A 14,779-nucleotide genomic window follows, 5' to 3' on the forward strand; every position below is an offset into this window, starting at 1 on the left:
GACCGAGGACCGCCTGCGCGGTGACCAGGGCCACCGACAGGTCGTCCTCGGTGCTGACCGAGCCGCTCACGAACACCTTGCGGTCCTCGGTGCCCGTGACGCGGGCGAGGACCCGCAGGGGGGTCTCCACCGGGACGGGCCGGTGGTAGTCCGTCCGCAGGGAGACGGTCATGGCGGGGCTGCCCGCCGCGTAGCAGGCCGGCGAGGGACCATGCGGTCGACCCGTTCGGGGGTGTCCAGGGCCAGGCGCAGGGCGCAGGCGCCGCCGTAGGAGTTGCCGACCAGGTGGGCCTTGTCCAGGCCGAGTTCGTCGAGCAGGCCGCGGATGCCGTCGGCGAGGTACCCGAAGGGGTCGGCGCCGTCCATGCCCTTGGTGCTGCGTCCGTAGCCGGGCAGGTCGGGGACGACGACCCGGTATTCCTTGGCCAACTCGGCTATGTTGCGGTGGTAGTTGGAGACGCCTGAGGCGCCGGGGCCGCCGCCGTGCAGGAGCAGGACGGGCGGGCCGTCGCCGGTCTCGGCGACGAAGATCTTCTTGCCGGCCACGTCGAGCAGGGATTCCCGCATCGAGGGCTGTTCGGTCTGCGTGGTCATGGTCGTCCTCACTGGGCCGGGGTGGTGACCGGTCGCGGAGCGGGTGTGAACCCGGCGGGCGGTGGCGGGAGCCGGGCACCGGCACGTGCCGCGGCGTAGACATAGGCGTCGGGGCGCAGCGCGAGGGTGGTCGCGCGGTGCTCGGCCAGCCAGGGCAGCAGCACGCCTTCACTGTCGACGACCGTGCCCTCGGCCGGGCGGGATCCGGCGGGCGTGACGGTCAGCGAGGGGACGCCGAGCCGGTCCCATGCGGGTTGGGGGACGGGCGGTGCGCTGTGCAGGAGCAGCCAGCGGCCGGCGAGGACGTCGTCCAGGCGGACCCGGTCGCCGTCGGGCGCGGTCACCCAGGGCTGGGGTGTCTGGTGGCCGGAGGCCTTGGCGCGGGGGCGGGCCTGTAGGCCGTCGGCGTAGCGGGCGACGGGGATCCAGTGGGCGTCCTGCACCCGGTCGGCGAGACCCGGTATCCGGTTCACCACGGGGAGCACGCAGTCACGGACGCCGGTGACCGAGCGGCGCCGTTCGGTGATGATCCGGCCGACGAACACCGCCCGCCTGGTCACCTCCTTGACGTGCGGTTTGCGCTCGGCCTCGTAGCTGTCGAGCACCGTCTCGGGCAGCTCGCCGCGCAGCACCGCGTCCAGCTTCCAGCACAGGTTGGCCACGTCGCGCACGCCGGCGGCCATGCCCTGCCCGATCCACGGCGGCATCGCGTGCGCGGCGTCGCCCGCGAGGAAGACCCGCCTCGCCCGGAAGCGGGCGGCGAAGCGGACGTGATGGCTGTAGACGGTGGCCCGCAGGATCTTGATCTGGTCGCGGCCGACCCCGTACCGGGACACCAGCGCGTGGATGGCGCCATCGCTGGTCAGGTACTTCTCGTCGTCCCCGCGCAGGACCGGGAACTCCCAGCGGTGGTGGCCGAGCGGGGTGGGACGGTCGACCGCGGGCCGGGCCGGGTCGCAGCGGAAGCGCAGCCGGTCGTGGTCCGGCCAGGGCTTGAGCATCTCGGTGTCGATGACGACCCAGCGGTCCTCGTACGTCCGGCCCTCGTAGCCGATGTTGAGCTGGGCACGGGTCAGGCTCGAACCGCCGTCGGCCGCGATCACGTACTTCGCGCGCAGGCGCCGTACGGAGTCGTCGTCGGCGGAGACCACCGTCAGGTCCACGCCGTCGGCGTCCTGGAGCACGCGCAGGCATTCATGGCGCAGCACCACCTCGACGTTCGGGTACCGAGCGGCTCCGCCGCGCAGGACCTGCTCGAGCGCCGGCTGGTAGATGAACATCTGCGGCGGGTGGCCGTGGCCGCGCGGGGTGGGGTGAGCGCTGAGGAAGGATCGGCCCCGGGCGTCGACGAAGTCGAGGGCCCGCTCGGCCAGCATGTCCTGCTTCAGTCGTTCGGCCAGTCCGATGCGCTGCAGATCCGTACGACCTCCTCGTCCGTCGAGATCGCCCGCGCGCGGGAGAACACCTCGGCGTCGCGTTCCAGGACGACGACCCTGAGACCCATGCCTCCCAGCAGGTTCGCGGCGGTCACCCCGGTGGGGCCGTAGCCGATCACCGCCCCGTCGTACGTGCCGCCCTCGGCTCCGCCCCCGGCACTGGCTCCGCTCACCAGGTCACCTCACTGTCGTCCTGTTGTTTCCGGCTCTTGCTGTAGCGCTCATTCCAATTGGAACAGCTGTTACAGTAAGGCGGGCGAATGAAGGGGTCAAGCGCCGGCGACGGGAGAAGGGACACCTGCGATGACGAGGCCGCAGACGGCACGCAGGAAGCGTGCGAACGGGGTGGAGTCGCGGCAGCGCATCCTCGACGCCACCGTGGAGATCGCGGGTGAGCGCGGGTACGAGGGCACGTCCATCGCGGCGGTCAGCGCCAAGTGCGGACTGCCCGCCAGCTCGATCTACTGGCACTTCAAGGACAAGGACGACCTGATCGCCGCGGTCATCGAGCGCAGCTTCGAGACCTGGCTGACCGCGGTGGAACTACCGGGGGAAGGGTCGGACACACCACTGGAGCGGGTCACCCGCATGGCGGCGAACGTGGCGAAGTCCCTCGTCGAAGCGCCGGACTTCCTGCGTCTGGGGCTGATGCTCGCCCTGGAGCGGCGGCCCACCGAACCGCGCGGCAGGACTGTCTTCCTCCAGGTTCGTGACATCGCCCGGCAGCGGATCGCCGAAGTGATCGCGTCCCTGTTCCCGGACCTGGCGGAGGACGCCGTGCAGGCCCTCACCACTTATGCCGTGACCGGTGCCGACGGTCTGTTCATCCATCGCGAGATCTCCGGCGACGCCGTCGACCTGGTGGGTATGTTCGAGCTGCACGCGCGTATGGTCTTCGACGCGGCGACCCGCATGGCGGCGAAGAGCTCCGGAGGAACGGTCTGATCAGACTCTCGCGAGCCGGGGGAAGAGCGCCTCGGCGCTGCCGCGGTTGACCGCGTCGAGCTCGCCGGGCCCGAAGCCTTCGTAGCCGTCCAGCATGGAGTCGAGGAGGCCGCCGGTCTCCTCCGGGGCGAAGGGGAAGTCGCTGCCGTAGAGGATGTGCCCGGGGGCGGCGAAGGCCCGGAGGGAGGGCAGGGCGGACGGCGTGGAGGACAGCGCGGTGTCGAAGTAGAAGCGCTGCAGGTCGGTCAGGATGCCGATCGGTGTGGTGCCGGGGTTGAACGGGGCGCCGCCGGTGAACCGCCAGGCGGCGTAGGGCAGGAAACCTCCCGCGTGGGAGAGGATCACCTTCATCCGGGTGTGACGGCTCATCACCCCGTTGAGCGTCATGTGCACCGCGGTGCGGGTGGTGTCGAAGGGAAAGTCCAGCAGCGGGCCGGGCATGCCCTCCAGCATGGGCATCGGCGGGGCGTCGGGGTGGATGAACACGACCGCGCCACGGGCGTCGAGCTCGGCCCACAGCGGCTCGTACGCCTGGTCGCCGAGGTAGCGGCCGCGAACGTTGGACATGAACACCACGCCGTCGGCGTGCAGTTCGTCCAGCGCGTAGGCGGCCTCGGCGAGCGCGCCCTAGACGTCCGGCAACGGACCGCTCGCGAAGAACCCGAAGCGGTCGGGCCGGTCCTTGGCCAGCTCCGCGCTGTACTCGTTGACATCGCGGGCGACCGCGCGGGCCTCGGCGTCGTCGCCGAAGTGGGTGCCCGGTGAGCTGATCGAGAGGATGCCGGTCGCGATCGACCGGCGGTCCATCATCGTGATCGCGCTCTCCGCGTCCCATGCGGGAGTGGGCCAGCCGGCCGCCGTCACACCGCGACGGTCCAACACCTCACGGTAGGCCGGCGGGATGAGGTGCTGGTGGACATCGATGCGACCAGGAGAGTCCACATTTCCCTCGCTCCCTAATATTTAGCCTGCTAACCATTGCTTTGTTAAGTTACCAGCCATGAGCACCAACGGCAATGGCGGGCACCCGACGGCGGACGGCGACGTCGGCGGGGAGGAGATCGCGCAAGCGGCCGACGCACTCTTCACCGCCATGCGGCGGGCCCGTTCAGCGGGTGCCGAGCAGTTCGGCGGCCTGTCCCTGGCCCAGGTCGCACTCCTCGAACCACTGGCCACGGAGACGGACATTCCGGTGGGCCGGCTGGCGAGGAGCGCGGATGTCAGCGTCCCCACCGCCACACGCATGCTCCAGCAGCTGGAGACGAAGGGCATCGTGGTACGCCGCCGGTCCCCCGAGGACGAGCGGCGGGTCCTGGTCGGCCTCACCGCTGACGGAGCCGAACGGCTCGCCCTGCTCCGGTCCCTGCTGCGGGAGCGCCAGACCCGTGCCTACGAAGCGTTCACGCCGACCGAGCGCGTCCTGCTCGTCACGCTCCTGCGCCGCCTCACCGAACTCGTCGCGGATTGCGACACCGGTTCCGGCAGGGGTCTCCCCCCGGCTCGGTAATTCACGCCGTGCAGGCGCGCCGGCGAGACCCGGGCTCCTTGCCCAGCGCGATCACCTCCGCTCGTGCCGAGGCCAGCGAGTCCGCCGCCAGCGGGCGCTGGTGCGCCAGGTACGGGACGAGCCCGGCCACGGTCATCTCGGCGCGGACGAAACTCAGGTTCTCCTCGGCGACACCCTGCTTGCGGAAGTAGGCACGGAGGTAGGGCGTCTGGAAGTCGCACGCCTCCTGCGGAGTGCCCGAGCCGTAGGCACCGCCCCGCGTGGCGATCACCACCACCCTCGTGCCGCTCAGCGGCCTGTCGCCGGTGTCCGGGTCGGTGAACGCGCCGGGGAAGGTCACCCGGTCGATCCAGGCCTTCAGCAGGGCGGACACCGAGTAGTTGTACATCGGGGCACCGATCAGCACGGTGTCGGCGGCCAGCAGTTCGGTGATCAGCGAGCGGGTCAGCGCCCACTCCCGTTCCTCCGCCGGACTCCGGATCCAGTCGGCGACCCGGGCCATGGGGGCCAGGCCGTTCCGTTCCAGCCGCCGTCCCAGCGTGCAGTAGGCGGTGTCCAGCGGCGGCACCGGGTCGGCGGCGAGGTCCCGGTACCGGTATCCGGCTGATCCGTGCAGGGCCCGCCAGTTCTGCGCGAACAACGCGGTCAGCTGTCTGCTCACCGATTCACTGGAACGGTTGGCGCTGGAATCCAGATGCAGCAAGGATGTCATCGGTCCTCCTGTCACTTCGGCCGGGTTTCGTTCGTCATGGAGCTGACGGCCCAGGACGAGGAAAGGTGACCGGTGGACGACCATGAGGGCTTGGCGGAACGATTCGAGGCGCAGCGCGGCCGGCTCGAGGCGGTTGCCTACCGGATGCTCGGCTCCCGCAGCGAGGCCGAGGACGCCGTGCAGGAGTCATGGCTGCGGCTGGGCCGGGCCGAGGTCAGCGGCGTGGAAAACCTGGCGGGCTGGCTGCGGACAGTGGTGACCCGTATCTGCCTGGACATGCTGCGCGCCCGCGGTTCACGTCGGGAGGACCTCACCGAGCAGCAGGTACTCGACCAGCTCTCGGAGTCCTCTCCGGAGAGCCGGCCCGAGGACGAGGCCGTGCTGGCCGACTCCGTGAGCCGCGCGCTGCTCGTGGTGCTGGACACGCTGGAGCCCGCCGAACGCGTCGCCTTCGTGCTGCACGACATGTTCGGCGTGCCCTTCGACCGAATCGCGCCCATCGTGGAGCGCACACCTGTCACCACCAAGAAGCTCGCCAGCCGCGCTCGCCGCAAGGTGCGGGGCACTCCCGTGGTTCCGGCGGACGAACTCGCCCGCCACCGGCAGGTCGTCGCCGCGTTCCTCTCCGCCGCCCGGGCCGGTGACCTCACCGCGATCCTGGCGGTGCTGGCCCCCGACGTCGTGCGCCGCAGCGATCCCGCGGTCCTGCCGCCGGGCGCGGCCGCCGAGGTACGCGGGGCCCGGGCCGTGGCCGAGGGAACAGTGCTGCTCGCCGGCCGGTCGCGGCTGGCCGAACTGGCCCTGGTCGACGGCGAGGTGGGACTCGTCGTGGCTCCGCGCGGCCGGCTGCTGGCCGCGCTCACCTTCACCGTCGAGGAGGACAGGATCACCTCGTACGAAGTGATCGCCGACCCCGCACGCCTGCGGCGACTCGAACTCGCCGTCCTGACCCCGTGACCTGAGCGGTCCGGGTGCTGCGACCCGCCGGTCCGGCAGGACGCGAGGAAGGGCTGCGCGGGGGCGTCGGCTCGCCCCCGCGCAGCCGGGCGGGTCAGATGCCGAACGGTGCGGCGTATCGGACGGTGCCGCCGGGCAGCGGGTGGCCCGCGTCCAGGGTGAGGGCCATCAGGGCCTCGTCCGGGACGTCGATGCTCAGACCGATGCCGTGCGCGGAGGCACGGCTGAAGCCGAACCGGGGGTAGTAGGACGGGTGCCCGAGGACGACGACATAGTGCTCCCCGAGGTGCTCGGCCGCCGTCAGGGCGGCCCGGACGGCCGCTGTTCCGGCGCCGCCGTTCTGCTTCTCGGGCCGCACGGCGACCGGGCCCAGGCACAGAGCCGGGGTGTCGCCGATGTGACAGCGGGTCAGCAGCGCGTGCCCGGCGAGGGTGCCGGTCCGGTCCGCGGCGACGAGGGAGAGACCCTCGATCCACGCGGTCGAGTCGGCGCGCAGGGCGTCGACGAGGTCGGCCTCCTGCGCGGTGGGAAAGGCCGCGAGGTTGATCTCGCGGAGGCTGGGAATGTCGGCGCTGGTCTCAGCGCGGGTGATCCAGGCGTCGCTCATGGCGAATGAGAGGTCCGTTCCGGAGAGTTCGTGTGGAGGGACGGGTCAGGCCGCGGTCCGGGACATGAGGGAGACCCAGGTGCTGCGCACGGCGGCCTTGAACACGGTCATCGACCTCACCTCCCCTGATCCCGTTCCCACACGAACGCGCTCAGCGTACAGCGGCAGCCACCGCCGCCGTACGGAACTTCGGCCGAACTCGTCCGGGGTTCCGTGGCGGCGCAGGGGAACGCCGCCCGTCGCACGCTCACGGGCCGCGTCGGCGTCACCGCTCCGCGCGTCGAGTTCGCGCACCCGGTCGGTTTCGATGTGGGCGGGCACGAGGCCGATGACGCTCGTACACGGAGCTGGAGAGGACGAAGCCGATGACACCTCTCTCGCCGGGTTCCGCCGACGCTGATGAGCGCCCCGTCCAGCTGCTCGAAGGCATCGCGGGCCGCGGCGGCCAACCGGCCCGGGGCCCCGGTGTCGGCGTTGTCGGCGACGACACCGACGGCCCGTCCCGGGCCCCGAGCTCCTCCACGGCGGCGGCCACCGACTCCTCTACCCCCGGTCACGGTCTCGCCGAGCACGATGATGATGAACAGCCCGAAGCGTTCGGTGAGCGCGTCGGTCACGCTGAGCGCGGCCGTCTGCACCGGGGTCGCCGTGCCGATCATGACAGCGAACCCCGCAAGGTGGCCGGTCGTGGTCGCCGCAGCGGCTGGCCCTGCACCGCCCGCCGGATCTGCGAGCCCCTGAGACAGCCGCCGAGTAGCCGTACGCCCGGGCGATTACCGCTGGCTGGTAGAGCCGCTTCCAGCTCCCAGGGTTGTCCGAGCACTCCCCCCGAGGGCAGCGTAGAACCCGCCAGAAGGGACCAAACGGCCATTGGCGTCCCGTAAGGTTCAATGCATTTCGGGAGACATCATGCGCAACGTCAGATGGCTCGTCGCTGCCCTCGCGGGTCTTGCCCTGGCCCTGGGAGGTGCCGCGACGTCTGCCGTCGCCGCGCCGGCTTCGGTGGTGGCCGCTGCCCATTACGACCATGGCGGAGGCGGAGACCACGGCGGAGGCGGAGACCACGGCGGAGGCGGAGACCACGGTGACCACGGCGGAGACCATGGTGACCATGGTGGCGACCGCGGCGATCACGGCGACAACGGTGACCGCGGCGATCACGGCGATCACGGCGATCACGGCGACAACTGTGACCACGGCCGCTTCGACAACTTCGACAACTGCGACAACAACAACTACTGAGGATCGTAGTTCCATCGCCCAGGGGCCGGTGCACAGCCGGCCCCCTTTGCCGGTCCGGCCGGCACTCAGTCGGATCCGGCGCGGTCGGTCGGCACGAACGGCAGCTCCGCACCGAGGGTGGTCCCCACGGTGCGCGGACTGTCGAGAGACATCCTGCCGTCCAAGGCCTCCACCCGGTCCTTGAGGCCCACGAGCCCGGTGCCCGCGGCAAAGTCCGCACCGCCGACGCCGTCGTCCTGCACCCGGACACGCAGCACGTCGGAGTCGGAATCCACGGTGACGGTGACGAACGAGGCCTGCGCGTGCTTCACCGCGTTCGTCAGCGCCTCGGAGACGACGTAGTACGCGCTGACTTCGATGCGCTCGGGCAGTCTGTCCTCGACATGCACGGCGAGCTCGACCGGGACGGCCGATCGCCGGGCGAGTGCCTTGAGCGCGGGAGCGAGGCCGCCCTGGGCCAGGATCGCGGGATGAATGCCGCGCGCCACCTCACGGAGCTCGTCGAACACGTCCGTGAGCCCGGTGGCGACATGGCGGAGTTCCGTGTGCAGTCCTTCCAGATCGGACGGGACCGTCATCTGCGCGTTGTTGAGCAGGATGAGCAGCGAGACGAGCCGCTGCTGGACGCCGTCGTGCAGATCACGTTCGATGCGGCGGCGTGCCCCGTCGGCGGCGGTGACGATGCGGGCGCGTGAGGCGGTGAGTTCCGCACTGGCCTCGGCGTTCTCGATGGCGATGGTGACGAGATCCGTGAACGCGGAGATCTGCGACTCGGCGTTCGCCGGAAAGGCGCCATCGCTCGTCTTCGACACGATGATCACCCCCCACAAGCCCCCGGCCACGACGATCGGGCACCCGACCGACGAACGGACGCCCTCCGCACGCGCCGCCCGCGCGATCGAACCCGTCGCCCTCGCGTAGTCCTCGACGCGGACCGGTTCGCACGACGTGCGGACCTCACGGGAGACGCTGAGCCCGTCGAGGGCGAAGCAAGCGGCGACGGACGGCACGCTCGGCCCGTCCCGGCGGCTCCAGACGGCGACGCCACTCACGGTGTCGGCCGTCTCGTAGCGCCCCATGAAGGCCAGGTCCGCGCCGCAGAGGAGGGCCGCCTCGCGCGTGACGGTCTGGAACACCGTCGACGGCTCGGCCGACCGGGCGACGAGCGTCGCGACCTCGCGCAACGCGGACTGCTCCCGCGACAACCGCTCCGACACACGGGCGCTGTGCCGCAACCGGGCCGTGAGCTGTGCGATGACCGAGGCCGTGAGGAGGAAGGAGGCCACCATGACGACGGACTCGGAGTCGGCGATCACGAATCCGTGCGGCATGAGGAACAGGTAGTAGTACGCGGCGACGCTCAGCACCGATGTGACGACGGCGAGTACGGTCCCCCACACCACGGCCACGGCCAGGACGACGAGCAGGTAGAGCGCCAGAAGATGCAGGGGCACGTCGTACGGTTCGAGGGCGTTCAGGAGGCCCGTCACCGCAGCCACCATCGCCGTACCGGCGAGCAGCCCGTTGACGCGGCGCCGGCTGAGCACGTTCACCCGGCGATGCCTCATCGCGCCGCTTCCCTTGCCCGGCCCTTGCAGGTCCCTTCAGTCAAGTGTGACAGAGCCATGGCCCGCACGGCGGGTCGTGGCGCCGGCCCGGGCCGCTGCACCACCTGGCGGTTCTGCGGTCGACTCGGTGCCGACGCCCGTGAGAGCCTCCAGGTAGGCAGGCCTTCCGTACATGGGCCGGGAGGCCGGCCGGCCATGTCCCACATGACGGTGGGAGGCGCGCCATGACGGACTTGCGGGTGGTGCTGGCGGACGACGACGTCCTGCTCCGCCAGGGCCTCGCCAGCCTGCTCGAACGGACCGACGTGTCCGTCGTGGGCCAGGTCGGGGATGGCCAGGCCTTGCTGCGACTCGCGAGGGAAACGGTGCCCGACCTGGTGGTGGTCGACATCCGCATGCCGCCGACCAACACCACGGAGGGACTGGAGGCCGCCCGCGTCATCCGCGGTGAGCTGCCGGACGTCGGCATCCTGGTCCTGTCCGCGCACGCCGAGGTCGAGCACGCCATGGAGCTGTTGGCGGGCGGCCGGCGGATCGGATATCTGCTCAAGAGCCGGGTCGCCGATGTGGAGGAGTTCCTGGAGGCGGTCAGGAGGGTCGCCAGGGGCGGCTCCGTCGTGGATCCCGCCCTGATCCAGGAACTGGTGTCGGTGCGACGGCGTGAGGATCCGCTCGACGTGCTGAGCGACCGCGAACGCGAGGTGCTGGCCCTGATGGCGGAGGGCCGGTCGAACGTCGGGATCGCGCGCCGTCTCTGGGTCACCGAGGGCACCGTCGAGAAGCACGTGCACAGCATCCTCGGCAAACTGGGCCTGCCCGAGACCGACGACGACCACCGGCGGGTGCGGGCCGTTCTGACCTTTCTCCAGGTCCCCTGACCCGGTTCTCACCCTTCGCCGGGCCGGTTGCCGCGCCCCTCGTCGAGCAGTGCGCGGATCGCGGCGGCGGACAGGCAGGTCTTGGACAGGAAGCCGACCGCCGAGCAGGCAGCGATCAGATGCGCGCAGTCCTGTTCGGCGCGCGCGGAGATCAGGATGGTGGGCGGCGGTTCGCCCGTGGCGTCCCGACGGAAGCGATCCGCGATTTCGACGCCGTTCTCCGCGCCGAGCTCGATGTCCAGCAGGACGACCTCCGGCCGCAGTTCCTCGATCCGCTCGGCCGCCTCGGCACCGGTCGACGCCACCCCCACCACGTCGACACCCTCGCGCTCGAGCAGATCGCGGGCGGCGGTCAGGAAGTGGAGGCAGTCGTCGACGATGAGGCAACGCACCACACCGTGAGCGTCCCACACCCGGATGCGGACGGACATTGCAGCTGACCGCCATAATGCGGCGCCCTCCGCCGACCGTCTCCTACTCCCCCTTCCCCCCTTACTCCCACTTCGCGCTGAGGGCGATCTTCCGGAGCTGGTCGACGGTGAGAGCGGGGGTCTTGCGGGTCGCGGCGTCGTTCTGGGTACCGGAGTTGAACGCGCTGATCACCACACGACGGCCGTCGGCCCGCATGGTGTCGACCGTCCACATCACGACGCCCTCGCCGCCCTTCTCGCCCGGTCCCTGGTGGACGGCGACGCGGGTGCCGTCCGCCAGGGTTTCGGAGCCGGTGCCGAACAGATCGTCGGCGACGTCCCGCATATCGGCCTGCACGTTGACCTGGACCAGGCTCTTGCCCTTGCCGTCGTCGACGACGGCGTAGGCGAAGTCGGTGTCGTCGGTGCTCTTGGTCACCACGTCCAGTCCCTTGGGCAGCAGTCCGAGGAGGGTGGTGCGGGTGCCGGTGACGGCGGGGGAAGCGCTCGGCGCCGCGGTCGGCTTGCGGGGATCCTCCGGGATGGAGTCGACGTATCCGCGCCACACCTCGGCCGTGGCGATCTTCTTCAGTTCGGCGATGGTCAGCGGCGGCTCGGGCCGGGTGACCGGCGCGTCCTTCTCGGCGGCGGCGTTCCACTCGGTCACGGAGACGTGCTGCCCGGCCGGGGTGACCAGTTCAACGTCCCACATCTTGGTGTCCGCGCGCCGGTCGGGATACTCGTATCCCCGCATGACCTTCAGCTTCGAGCCGTCGGGAAGCCGGCTGGTGGAGCAGTGTTCGTACGGGGTGAACGTCCTGTCCGGGCAGGTGGTGAGCTGGCGCGTCTGTTCGCTGCCCCGCTCGACCCGGTCCAGACCGATACCGACGGCCCCCGCGCCCTTGCCGTCGTCGAAGACGACGTGCGCGTACGGAGTCAGCAGGGACTCGTCCGCGCCACGCGCCTGCTGACCGCTGATCCTGCCTTTGGGCAGCAGCTTCTCGAACGTCCGGAGGAGTTCGTCACCGGTGACGGGCGATGCGCTCCGGGTGGCCTCAGGGTTCGCGGCCACGGAGGAGTGCCGTGGCTCCGGGGAACCCTCCGACGGCAGGAGCAGGGCCCCGCCCACGCCGATGAGCGCGAGCCCGGCCGCCCCGCTCACGACCGTGGCCCGGCGCCACAGCAGCAGGCGCCGTCCGCGGACCCGGCCCGCGGCGGCGAGCGCGGCACGGTCGGTGTCGAAGCCGCCGCCGGTCTGGTGCAGGACCGCGGAGAACCGGTCCTCGAAGGAGTCGCTGTGCTGTTCGTCGGGCATGGCAGACCACCGTTTCGCGGGGTTGTAGTGATGCGAGGGAAATGAGCCGGAACGCCGGAGGGAGCCGTCAGTGCCGCGCGTACTCGCCGAGGTCCTCGCCCAGCAGCTCACGCAGCCGCCCGAGAGCCCGCACGCACCGCGTCCGGACGGCCGCCGAACTGGCGTTCATCGCGTCGGCGGTCTCCTCGATGGAGCGGTCCTCCCAGTAGCGCAGGACGACCACTGCCCGGTCCTTGGCGGACAGCCGGGCGAGCGCCTGAAGCAGGGTCAGCCGCAGCGATGTGTCACCGTCGGCGGTGTACGGCACGTCCGGCAGTACGTCCGTCGCCCGCTCGGTACTGCTGCGGCGCCGCTGGTGCGCGAGAAAGGTCCGGGTCAGGACGGTCTGCGCGTACCCGGCCGGATTGCCGACCTTCGACACCCGCCCCCACCGGACGTACAGCCGCCCCAGCGTCTCCTGCACCAGGTCCTCCGCGAGATGCGTGTCGCCCGCGGTGAGCAGACACGCGGACCGGTACAGATGGCCGGCGCGCGCCGCCGCGAACTCGGCGTAGTCGTCGGCGCGGACCTGTGTCATGCGTGGTTCCCCCTGTCACCGTGGCCGCTCGGCCCGCTCTCACTTCACTGATGCGGTGGGCCCCCGGAAATGTTTCACGGCCGGCGGCGGGTAGGTTTCCGTGGGAGACGACTCAGCGCGAGGGACCGGGGGACCCATGACGAACCAGCCGCCGTACGGCCACCAGCAGCCACAGGGTTTCGGCCCCCCGCCGCCGCAGTACGCCGCGCTGCCGCCGCAGCCCCCGCAGTACGCCCCGGCGCCGCAGCAGTACCCCCAGCCGCCGATGCCGCCGGTGCCGCCCCGACCGGCACCGGCGGGCCCGGAGTTCATGGCCGTCGACCGGCACAGCTCGATCGTGGTCGACGTGGACGGCGTCGCCTTCGAGATCAACGACGTCACCGCCGAGTTCCCCTGGCCAGAGATCCGCAGCGTCCACTACAAGGCCAGCCCGTCGGGCAAGGACCTGATGATGGCCGTCGTCCACCTCGACGGCCAGGTCTATGAGTGCGTCGTGCAGGCGAAGCCGCGCGAACGGCTGGGGCAGTGGTTCGCGCAACTGGCCGCGGTGCTGGGGTACTACCGCCCGATGGGTTACTGAGGGACCAACTCGGCCGCCAAGAACGGCAGATGAGTGTCAGAAGTGTTGACCCGGTTATGAGCCCGAAGCTCACCAAGCTCGGCGAGGTCGCGACGCCACCGGCCTCGCCGCCGGCACCCACCCCCGCCATCCGGAGCACTGGCCGCCGATCACCGACCGCGCACAGCCCATGGTCGAGGCCGCCTCCATCGCCGTCGCGCTGCACGAGACACGCCCCTGGATCTGGGACCAACTGCCCAACGAGGTGAGGCAGCGGACCGCGGACTGGCTGGGCGGCTTCGTGGGGGCCACCGCCAACGACTCCAACTGGCGGCTCTTCCAGGTCATCACCGAGGAGTTCCTCGCCTCGGTCGACGCGCCGCACAACCGCGCGGAGATCGACGCCGGGCTGGCGAGGCTGGACGACTGGTACCGCGGCGACGGCTGGTACACCGACGGCGACGGCCGGAAGTTCGACTACTACAACGCCTGGGCCCTGCACCTGTACCCCCTCCTGTGGTCACGTATCGCCGGACACCGCGCCGACCGCGGGCTCGTCCTCACCCACCGCACCCGGCTGCGTGCCTTCCTCGAGAGCCACCAGTACTTCTTCGGTTCCGACGGCGCCCCCGTCCACCAGGGCCGCTCCCTGACCTACCGCTACGCCGCCACCGCGCCCCTGCGGGCCGGTGCCCTCGTCGACGCCACTCCCCTGCCGCCCGGTCGTACCCGACGCCTGGCTTCGGGCGCGCTCAAGCACTTCACCGACCATCAAGTTTCCGACGAGCAGGGCCTGTTGATCCTCGGCTGGTACCGGCCCTACCTTCCGGTGACCCAGCCCTACTCCGGCCCCGCCTCACCGTACTGGGCGGCCAAGGCGTTCCTCGGTCTGCTCCTGCCCGCCGACCACCCCGCCTGGACGGCGCGGGAGGAGCCCGGGCCGGTCGACACCGAGGACCACCGCCTCGCCCTGCCGGCACCGGGCTGGCTGCTGCACTCCACGGCGGCGGACGGCATCGTACGGCTCGTCAACCACGGCAGCGACCGGCTGGCGCCGCCACCCGCCCGGTCCGAGGCCAGTCCGCACTGCACCCGCTTCGCCTACTCGACCGCCACCGCGCCGGAGACACCTCCGGGCGACGAGGCGGCGGGCCACGACAACCACATCGCCCTGGTGCTCCCGTCCGGACCTTCCCGCCGAGGCCGTATCCACCCCCTGGGCACCGCCGACCAATGCCGTTGCTTTAGTGGTCGTGCCACCTGTGGTTCAGGGTGACGATGACTGGGGGACGGCGGTGGCTGGCGGGTTCTCCGGGGGCCTTGCTGCCGTAGCCGGTGACGCACGAGCGGATCTTGCGGGGGCAGTCACGGGGTCGGCGGCGGGGTAACAGGCTGCGGCCGATCTCGGCGAGTCCGAGGTGCCGGTCGCGTCTGCGGGCGGAGGGGGGAAAAGCCGCTCGGCGAGATCACCG

The 14,779-nt window shown here is 71.1% G+C and carries 13 protein-coding genes and 6 pseudogenes; 7 read left to right on the plus strand and 12 right to left on the minus strand.

The annotated features are described in order from the left end of the window. Positions 1-91: 91 nt before the first annotated feature. From ACFY01_RS18050 to ACFY01_RS18060, 3 pseudogenes are all read right to left on the minus strand, one after another. Positions 92-172, minus strand: a pseudogene (locus ACFY01_RS18050) (PaaI family thioesterase); the annotation flags it as partial. Between the two features lie 2 nt (positions 173-174). Continuing rightward, positions 175-594 (minus strand): annotated as a pseudogene (locus tag ACFY01_RS18055) (alpha/beta fold hydrolase); the annotation flags it as partial. A gap of 8 nt (positions 595-602) precedes the next feature. Beyond that, positions 603-2,203: pseudogene (locus ACFY01_RS18060) on the minus strand (bifunctional 3-(3-hydroxy-phenyl)propionate/3-hydroxycinnamic acid hydroxylase). 130 nt (positions 2,204-2,333) lie between these two features. Between ACFY01_RS18060 and ACFY01_RS18065 the strand changes: the two are divergent. Then, entirely contained in the window at positions 2,334-2,975 is a 642-nt protein-coding gene (locus ACFY01_RS18065) for a TetR family transcriptional regulator (RefSeq protein WP_390736671.1), read from the plus strand. Here the strand turns inward: ACFY01_RS18065 and ACFY01_RS18070 are convergent. Both ACFY01_RS18070 and ACFY01_RS18075 read right to left on the minus strand, forming a co-directional pair. Beyond that, positions 2,976-3,587: pseudogene (locus ACFY01_RS18070) on the minus strand (amidohydrolase family protein); the annotation flags it as partial. A 15-nt stretch (positions 3,588-3,602) separates the two neighbouring features. After that, on the minus strand, positions 3,603-3,917 hold the full coding sequence (locus ACFY01_RS18075; protein ID WP_390736672.1) for a hypothetical protein: 315 nt from the start codon (positions 3,915-3,917) through the stop codon (positions 3,603-3,605). A 58-nt stretch (positions 3,918-3,975) separates the two neighbouring features. Here ACFY01_RS18075 and ACFY01_RS18080 point away from each other — a divergent pair, with 58 nt between their 5' ends. Further along, positions 3,976-4,482 (plus strand): MarR family winged helix-turn-helix transcriptional regulator, encoded by a 507-nt coding sequence (locus ACFY01_RS18080; protein WP_390736673.1) that lies wholly within the window; start codon positions 3,976-3,978, stop codon positions 4,480-4,482. Between the two features lies 1 nt (position 4,483). On the opposite strand, the gene ACFY01_RS18085 is transcribed toward ACFY01_RS18080, so the two are convergent. Then, positions 4,484-5,194 (minus strand): FMN-dependent NADH-azoreductase, encoded by a 711-nt coding sequence (locus ACFY01_RS18085; protein WP_390736674.1) that lies wholly within the window; start codon positions 5,192-5,194, stop codon positions 4,484-4,486. A gap of 72 nt (positions 5,195-5,266) precedes the next feature. Between ACFY01_RS18085 and ACFY01_RS18090 the strand changes: the two genes are divergently transcribed. Next, positions 5,267-6,151, plus strand: coding sequence for a sigma-70 family RNA polymerase sigma factor (locus tag ACFY01_RS18090; protein ID WP_390736675.1), 885 nt, complete (start codon positions 5,267-5,269; stop codon positions 6,149-6,151). 94 nt (positions 6,152-6,245) lie between these two features. On the opposite strand, the gene ACFY01_RS18095 is transcribed toward ACFY01_RS18090, so the two are convergent. Both ACFY01_RS18095 and ACFY01_RS18100 read right to left on the minus strand, forming a co-directional pair. Further along, positions 6,246-6,758, minus strand: a complete 513-nt coding sequence (locus ACFY01_RS18095; protein ID WP_390736676.1) for a GNAT family N-acetyltransferase — start codon at positions 6,756-6,758, stop codon at positions 6,246-6,248. Positions 6,759-6,941: 183 nt separating this feature from the next. Continuing rightward, a pseudogene (locus tag ACFY01_RS18100) lies at positions 6,942-7,261 on the minus strand (oxidoreductase); the annotation flags it as partial. A gap of 406 nt (positions 7,262-7,667) precedes the next feature. Between ACFY01_RS18100 and ACFY01_RS18105 the strand changes: the two are divergent. Continuing rightward, positions 7,668-8,000 (plus strand): hypothetical protein, encoded by a 333-nt coding sequence (locus tag ACFY01_RS18105; protein WP_390736677.1) that lies wholly within the window; start codon positions 7,668-7,670, stop codon positions 7,998-8,000. A gap of 65 nt (positions 8,001-8,065) precedes the next feature. Here ACFY01_RS18105 and ACFY01_RS18110 read toward each other — a convergent pair whose 3' ends face one another. Beyond that, positions 8,066-9,568 carry a DUF4118 domain-containing protein gene (locus ACFY01_RS18110; RefSeq protein WP_390736678.1) on the minus strand — a complete coding sequence of 501 codons (1,503 nt, stop codon included), beginning with the start codon at positions 9,566-9,568 and terminating at the stop codon, positions 8,066-8,068. Between the two features lie 224 nt (positions 9,569-9,792). Between ACFY01_RS18110 and ACFY01_RS18115 the strand changes: the two genes are divergently transcribed. Beyond that, the gene (locus tag ACFY01_RS18115) at positions 9,793-10,446 is read left to right on the plus strand and encodes a response regulator (RefSeq protein WP_390736679.1); all 654 of its coding nucleotides are present in this window, start codon (positions 9,793-9,795) and stop codon (positions 10,444-10,446) included. Between the two features lie 8 nt (positions 10,447-10,454). Here the strand turns inward: ACFY01_RS18115 and ACFY01_RS18120 are convergent, their stop codons facing one another. From ACFY01_RS18120 to ACFY01_RS18130, 3 genes are all read right to left on the minus strand, one after another. Then, complete coding sequence (locus ACFY01_RS18120) at positions 10,455-10,841, minus strand: LytR/AlgR family response regulator transcription factor (protein WP_390736680.1); 387 nt, start codon at positions 10,839-10,841, stop codon at positions 10,455-10,457. Positions 10,842-10,938: 97 nt separating this feature from the next. Then, positions 10,939-12,171: a hypothetical protein gene (locus ACFY01_RS18125; protein ID WP_390736681.1), complete on the minus strand. Its 1,233-nt coding sequence runs from the start codon at positions 12,169-12,171 to the stop codon at positions 10,939-10,941. A 67-nt stretch (positions 12,172-12,238) separates the two neighbouring features. Continuing rightward, positions 12,239-12,748 (minus strand): SigE family RNA polymerase sigma factor, encoded by a 510-nt coding sequence (locus ACFY01_RS18130; RefSeq protein WP_390736682.1) that lies wholly within the window; start codon positions 12,746-12,748, stop codon positions 12,239-12,241. A gap of 136 nt (positions 12,749-12,884) precedes the next feature. On the opposite strand from ACFY01_RS18130, the gene ACFY01_RS18135 reads away from it, so the two are divergent. Together ACFY01_RS18135 and ACFY01_RS18140 are read left to right on the plus strand one after the other, a co-directional pair. Then, complete coding sequence (locus tag ACFY01_RS18135; protein WP_390736683.1) at positions 12,885-13,328, plus strand: hypothetical protein; 444 nt, start codon at positions 12,885-12,887, stop codon at positions 13,326-13,328. 88 nt (positions 13,329-13,416) lie between these two features. Next, positions 13,417-14,529 (plus strand): annotated as a pseudogene (locus ACFY01_RS18140) (DUF2264 domain-containing protein); the annotation flags it as partial. Positions 14,530-14,779 lie beyond the last annotated feature (250 nt).

This window comes from Streptomyces sp. NPDC001480, assembly GCF_042894725.1.
Taxonomy (GTDB): Bacteria; Actinomycetota; Actinomycetes; order Streptomycetales; family Streptomycetaceae; genus Streptomyces.

Coding starts and splice junctions, on each gene's coding strand:
- ACFY01_RS18125 (WP_390736681.1), bottom strand. CDS start 12,171: ATGCCCGACGAACAGCACAGCGACTCCTTCGAGGACCGGTTCTCCGCG.
- ACFY01_RS18130 (WP_390736682.1), bottom strand. CDS start 12,748: ATGACACAGGTCCGCGCCGACGACTACGCCGAGTTCGCGGCGGCGCGC.
- ACFY01_RS18085 (WP_390736674.1), bottom strand. CDS start 5,194: ATGACATCCTTGCTGCATCTGGATTCCAGCGCCAACCGTTCCAGTGAA.
- ACFY01_RS18095 (WP_390736676.1), bottom strand. CDS start 6,758: ATGAGCGACGCCTGGATCACCCGCGCTGAGACCAGCGCCGACATTCCC.
- ACFY01_RS18080 (WP_390736673.1), top strand. CDS start 3,976: ATGAGCACCAACGGCAATGGCGGGCACCCGACGGCGGACGGCGACGTC.
- ACFY01_RS18135 (WP_390736683.1), top strand. CDS start 12,885: ATGACGAACCAGCCGCCGTACGGCCACCAGCAGCCACAGGGTTTCGGC.
- ACFY01_RS18065 (WP_390736671.1), top strand. CDS start 2,334: ATGACGAGGCCGCAGACGGCACGCAGGAAGCGTGCGAACGGGGTGGAG.
- ACFY01_RS18115 (WP_390736679.1), top strand. CDS start 9,793: ATGACGGACTTGCGGGTGGTGCTGGCGGACGACGACGTCCTGCTCCGC.
- ACFY01_RS18105 (WP_390736677.1), top strand. CDS start 7,668: ATGCGCAACGTCAGATGGCTCGTCGCTGCCCTCGCGGGTCTTGCCCTG.
- ACFY01_RS18110 (WP_390736678.1), bottom strand. CDS start 9,568: ATGAGGCATCGCCGGGTGAACGTGCTCAGCCGGCGCCGCGTCAACGGG.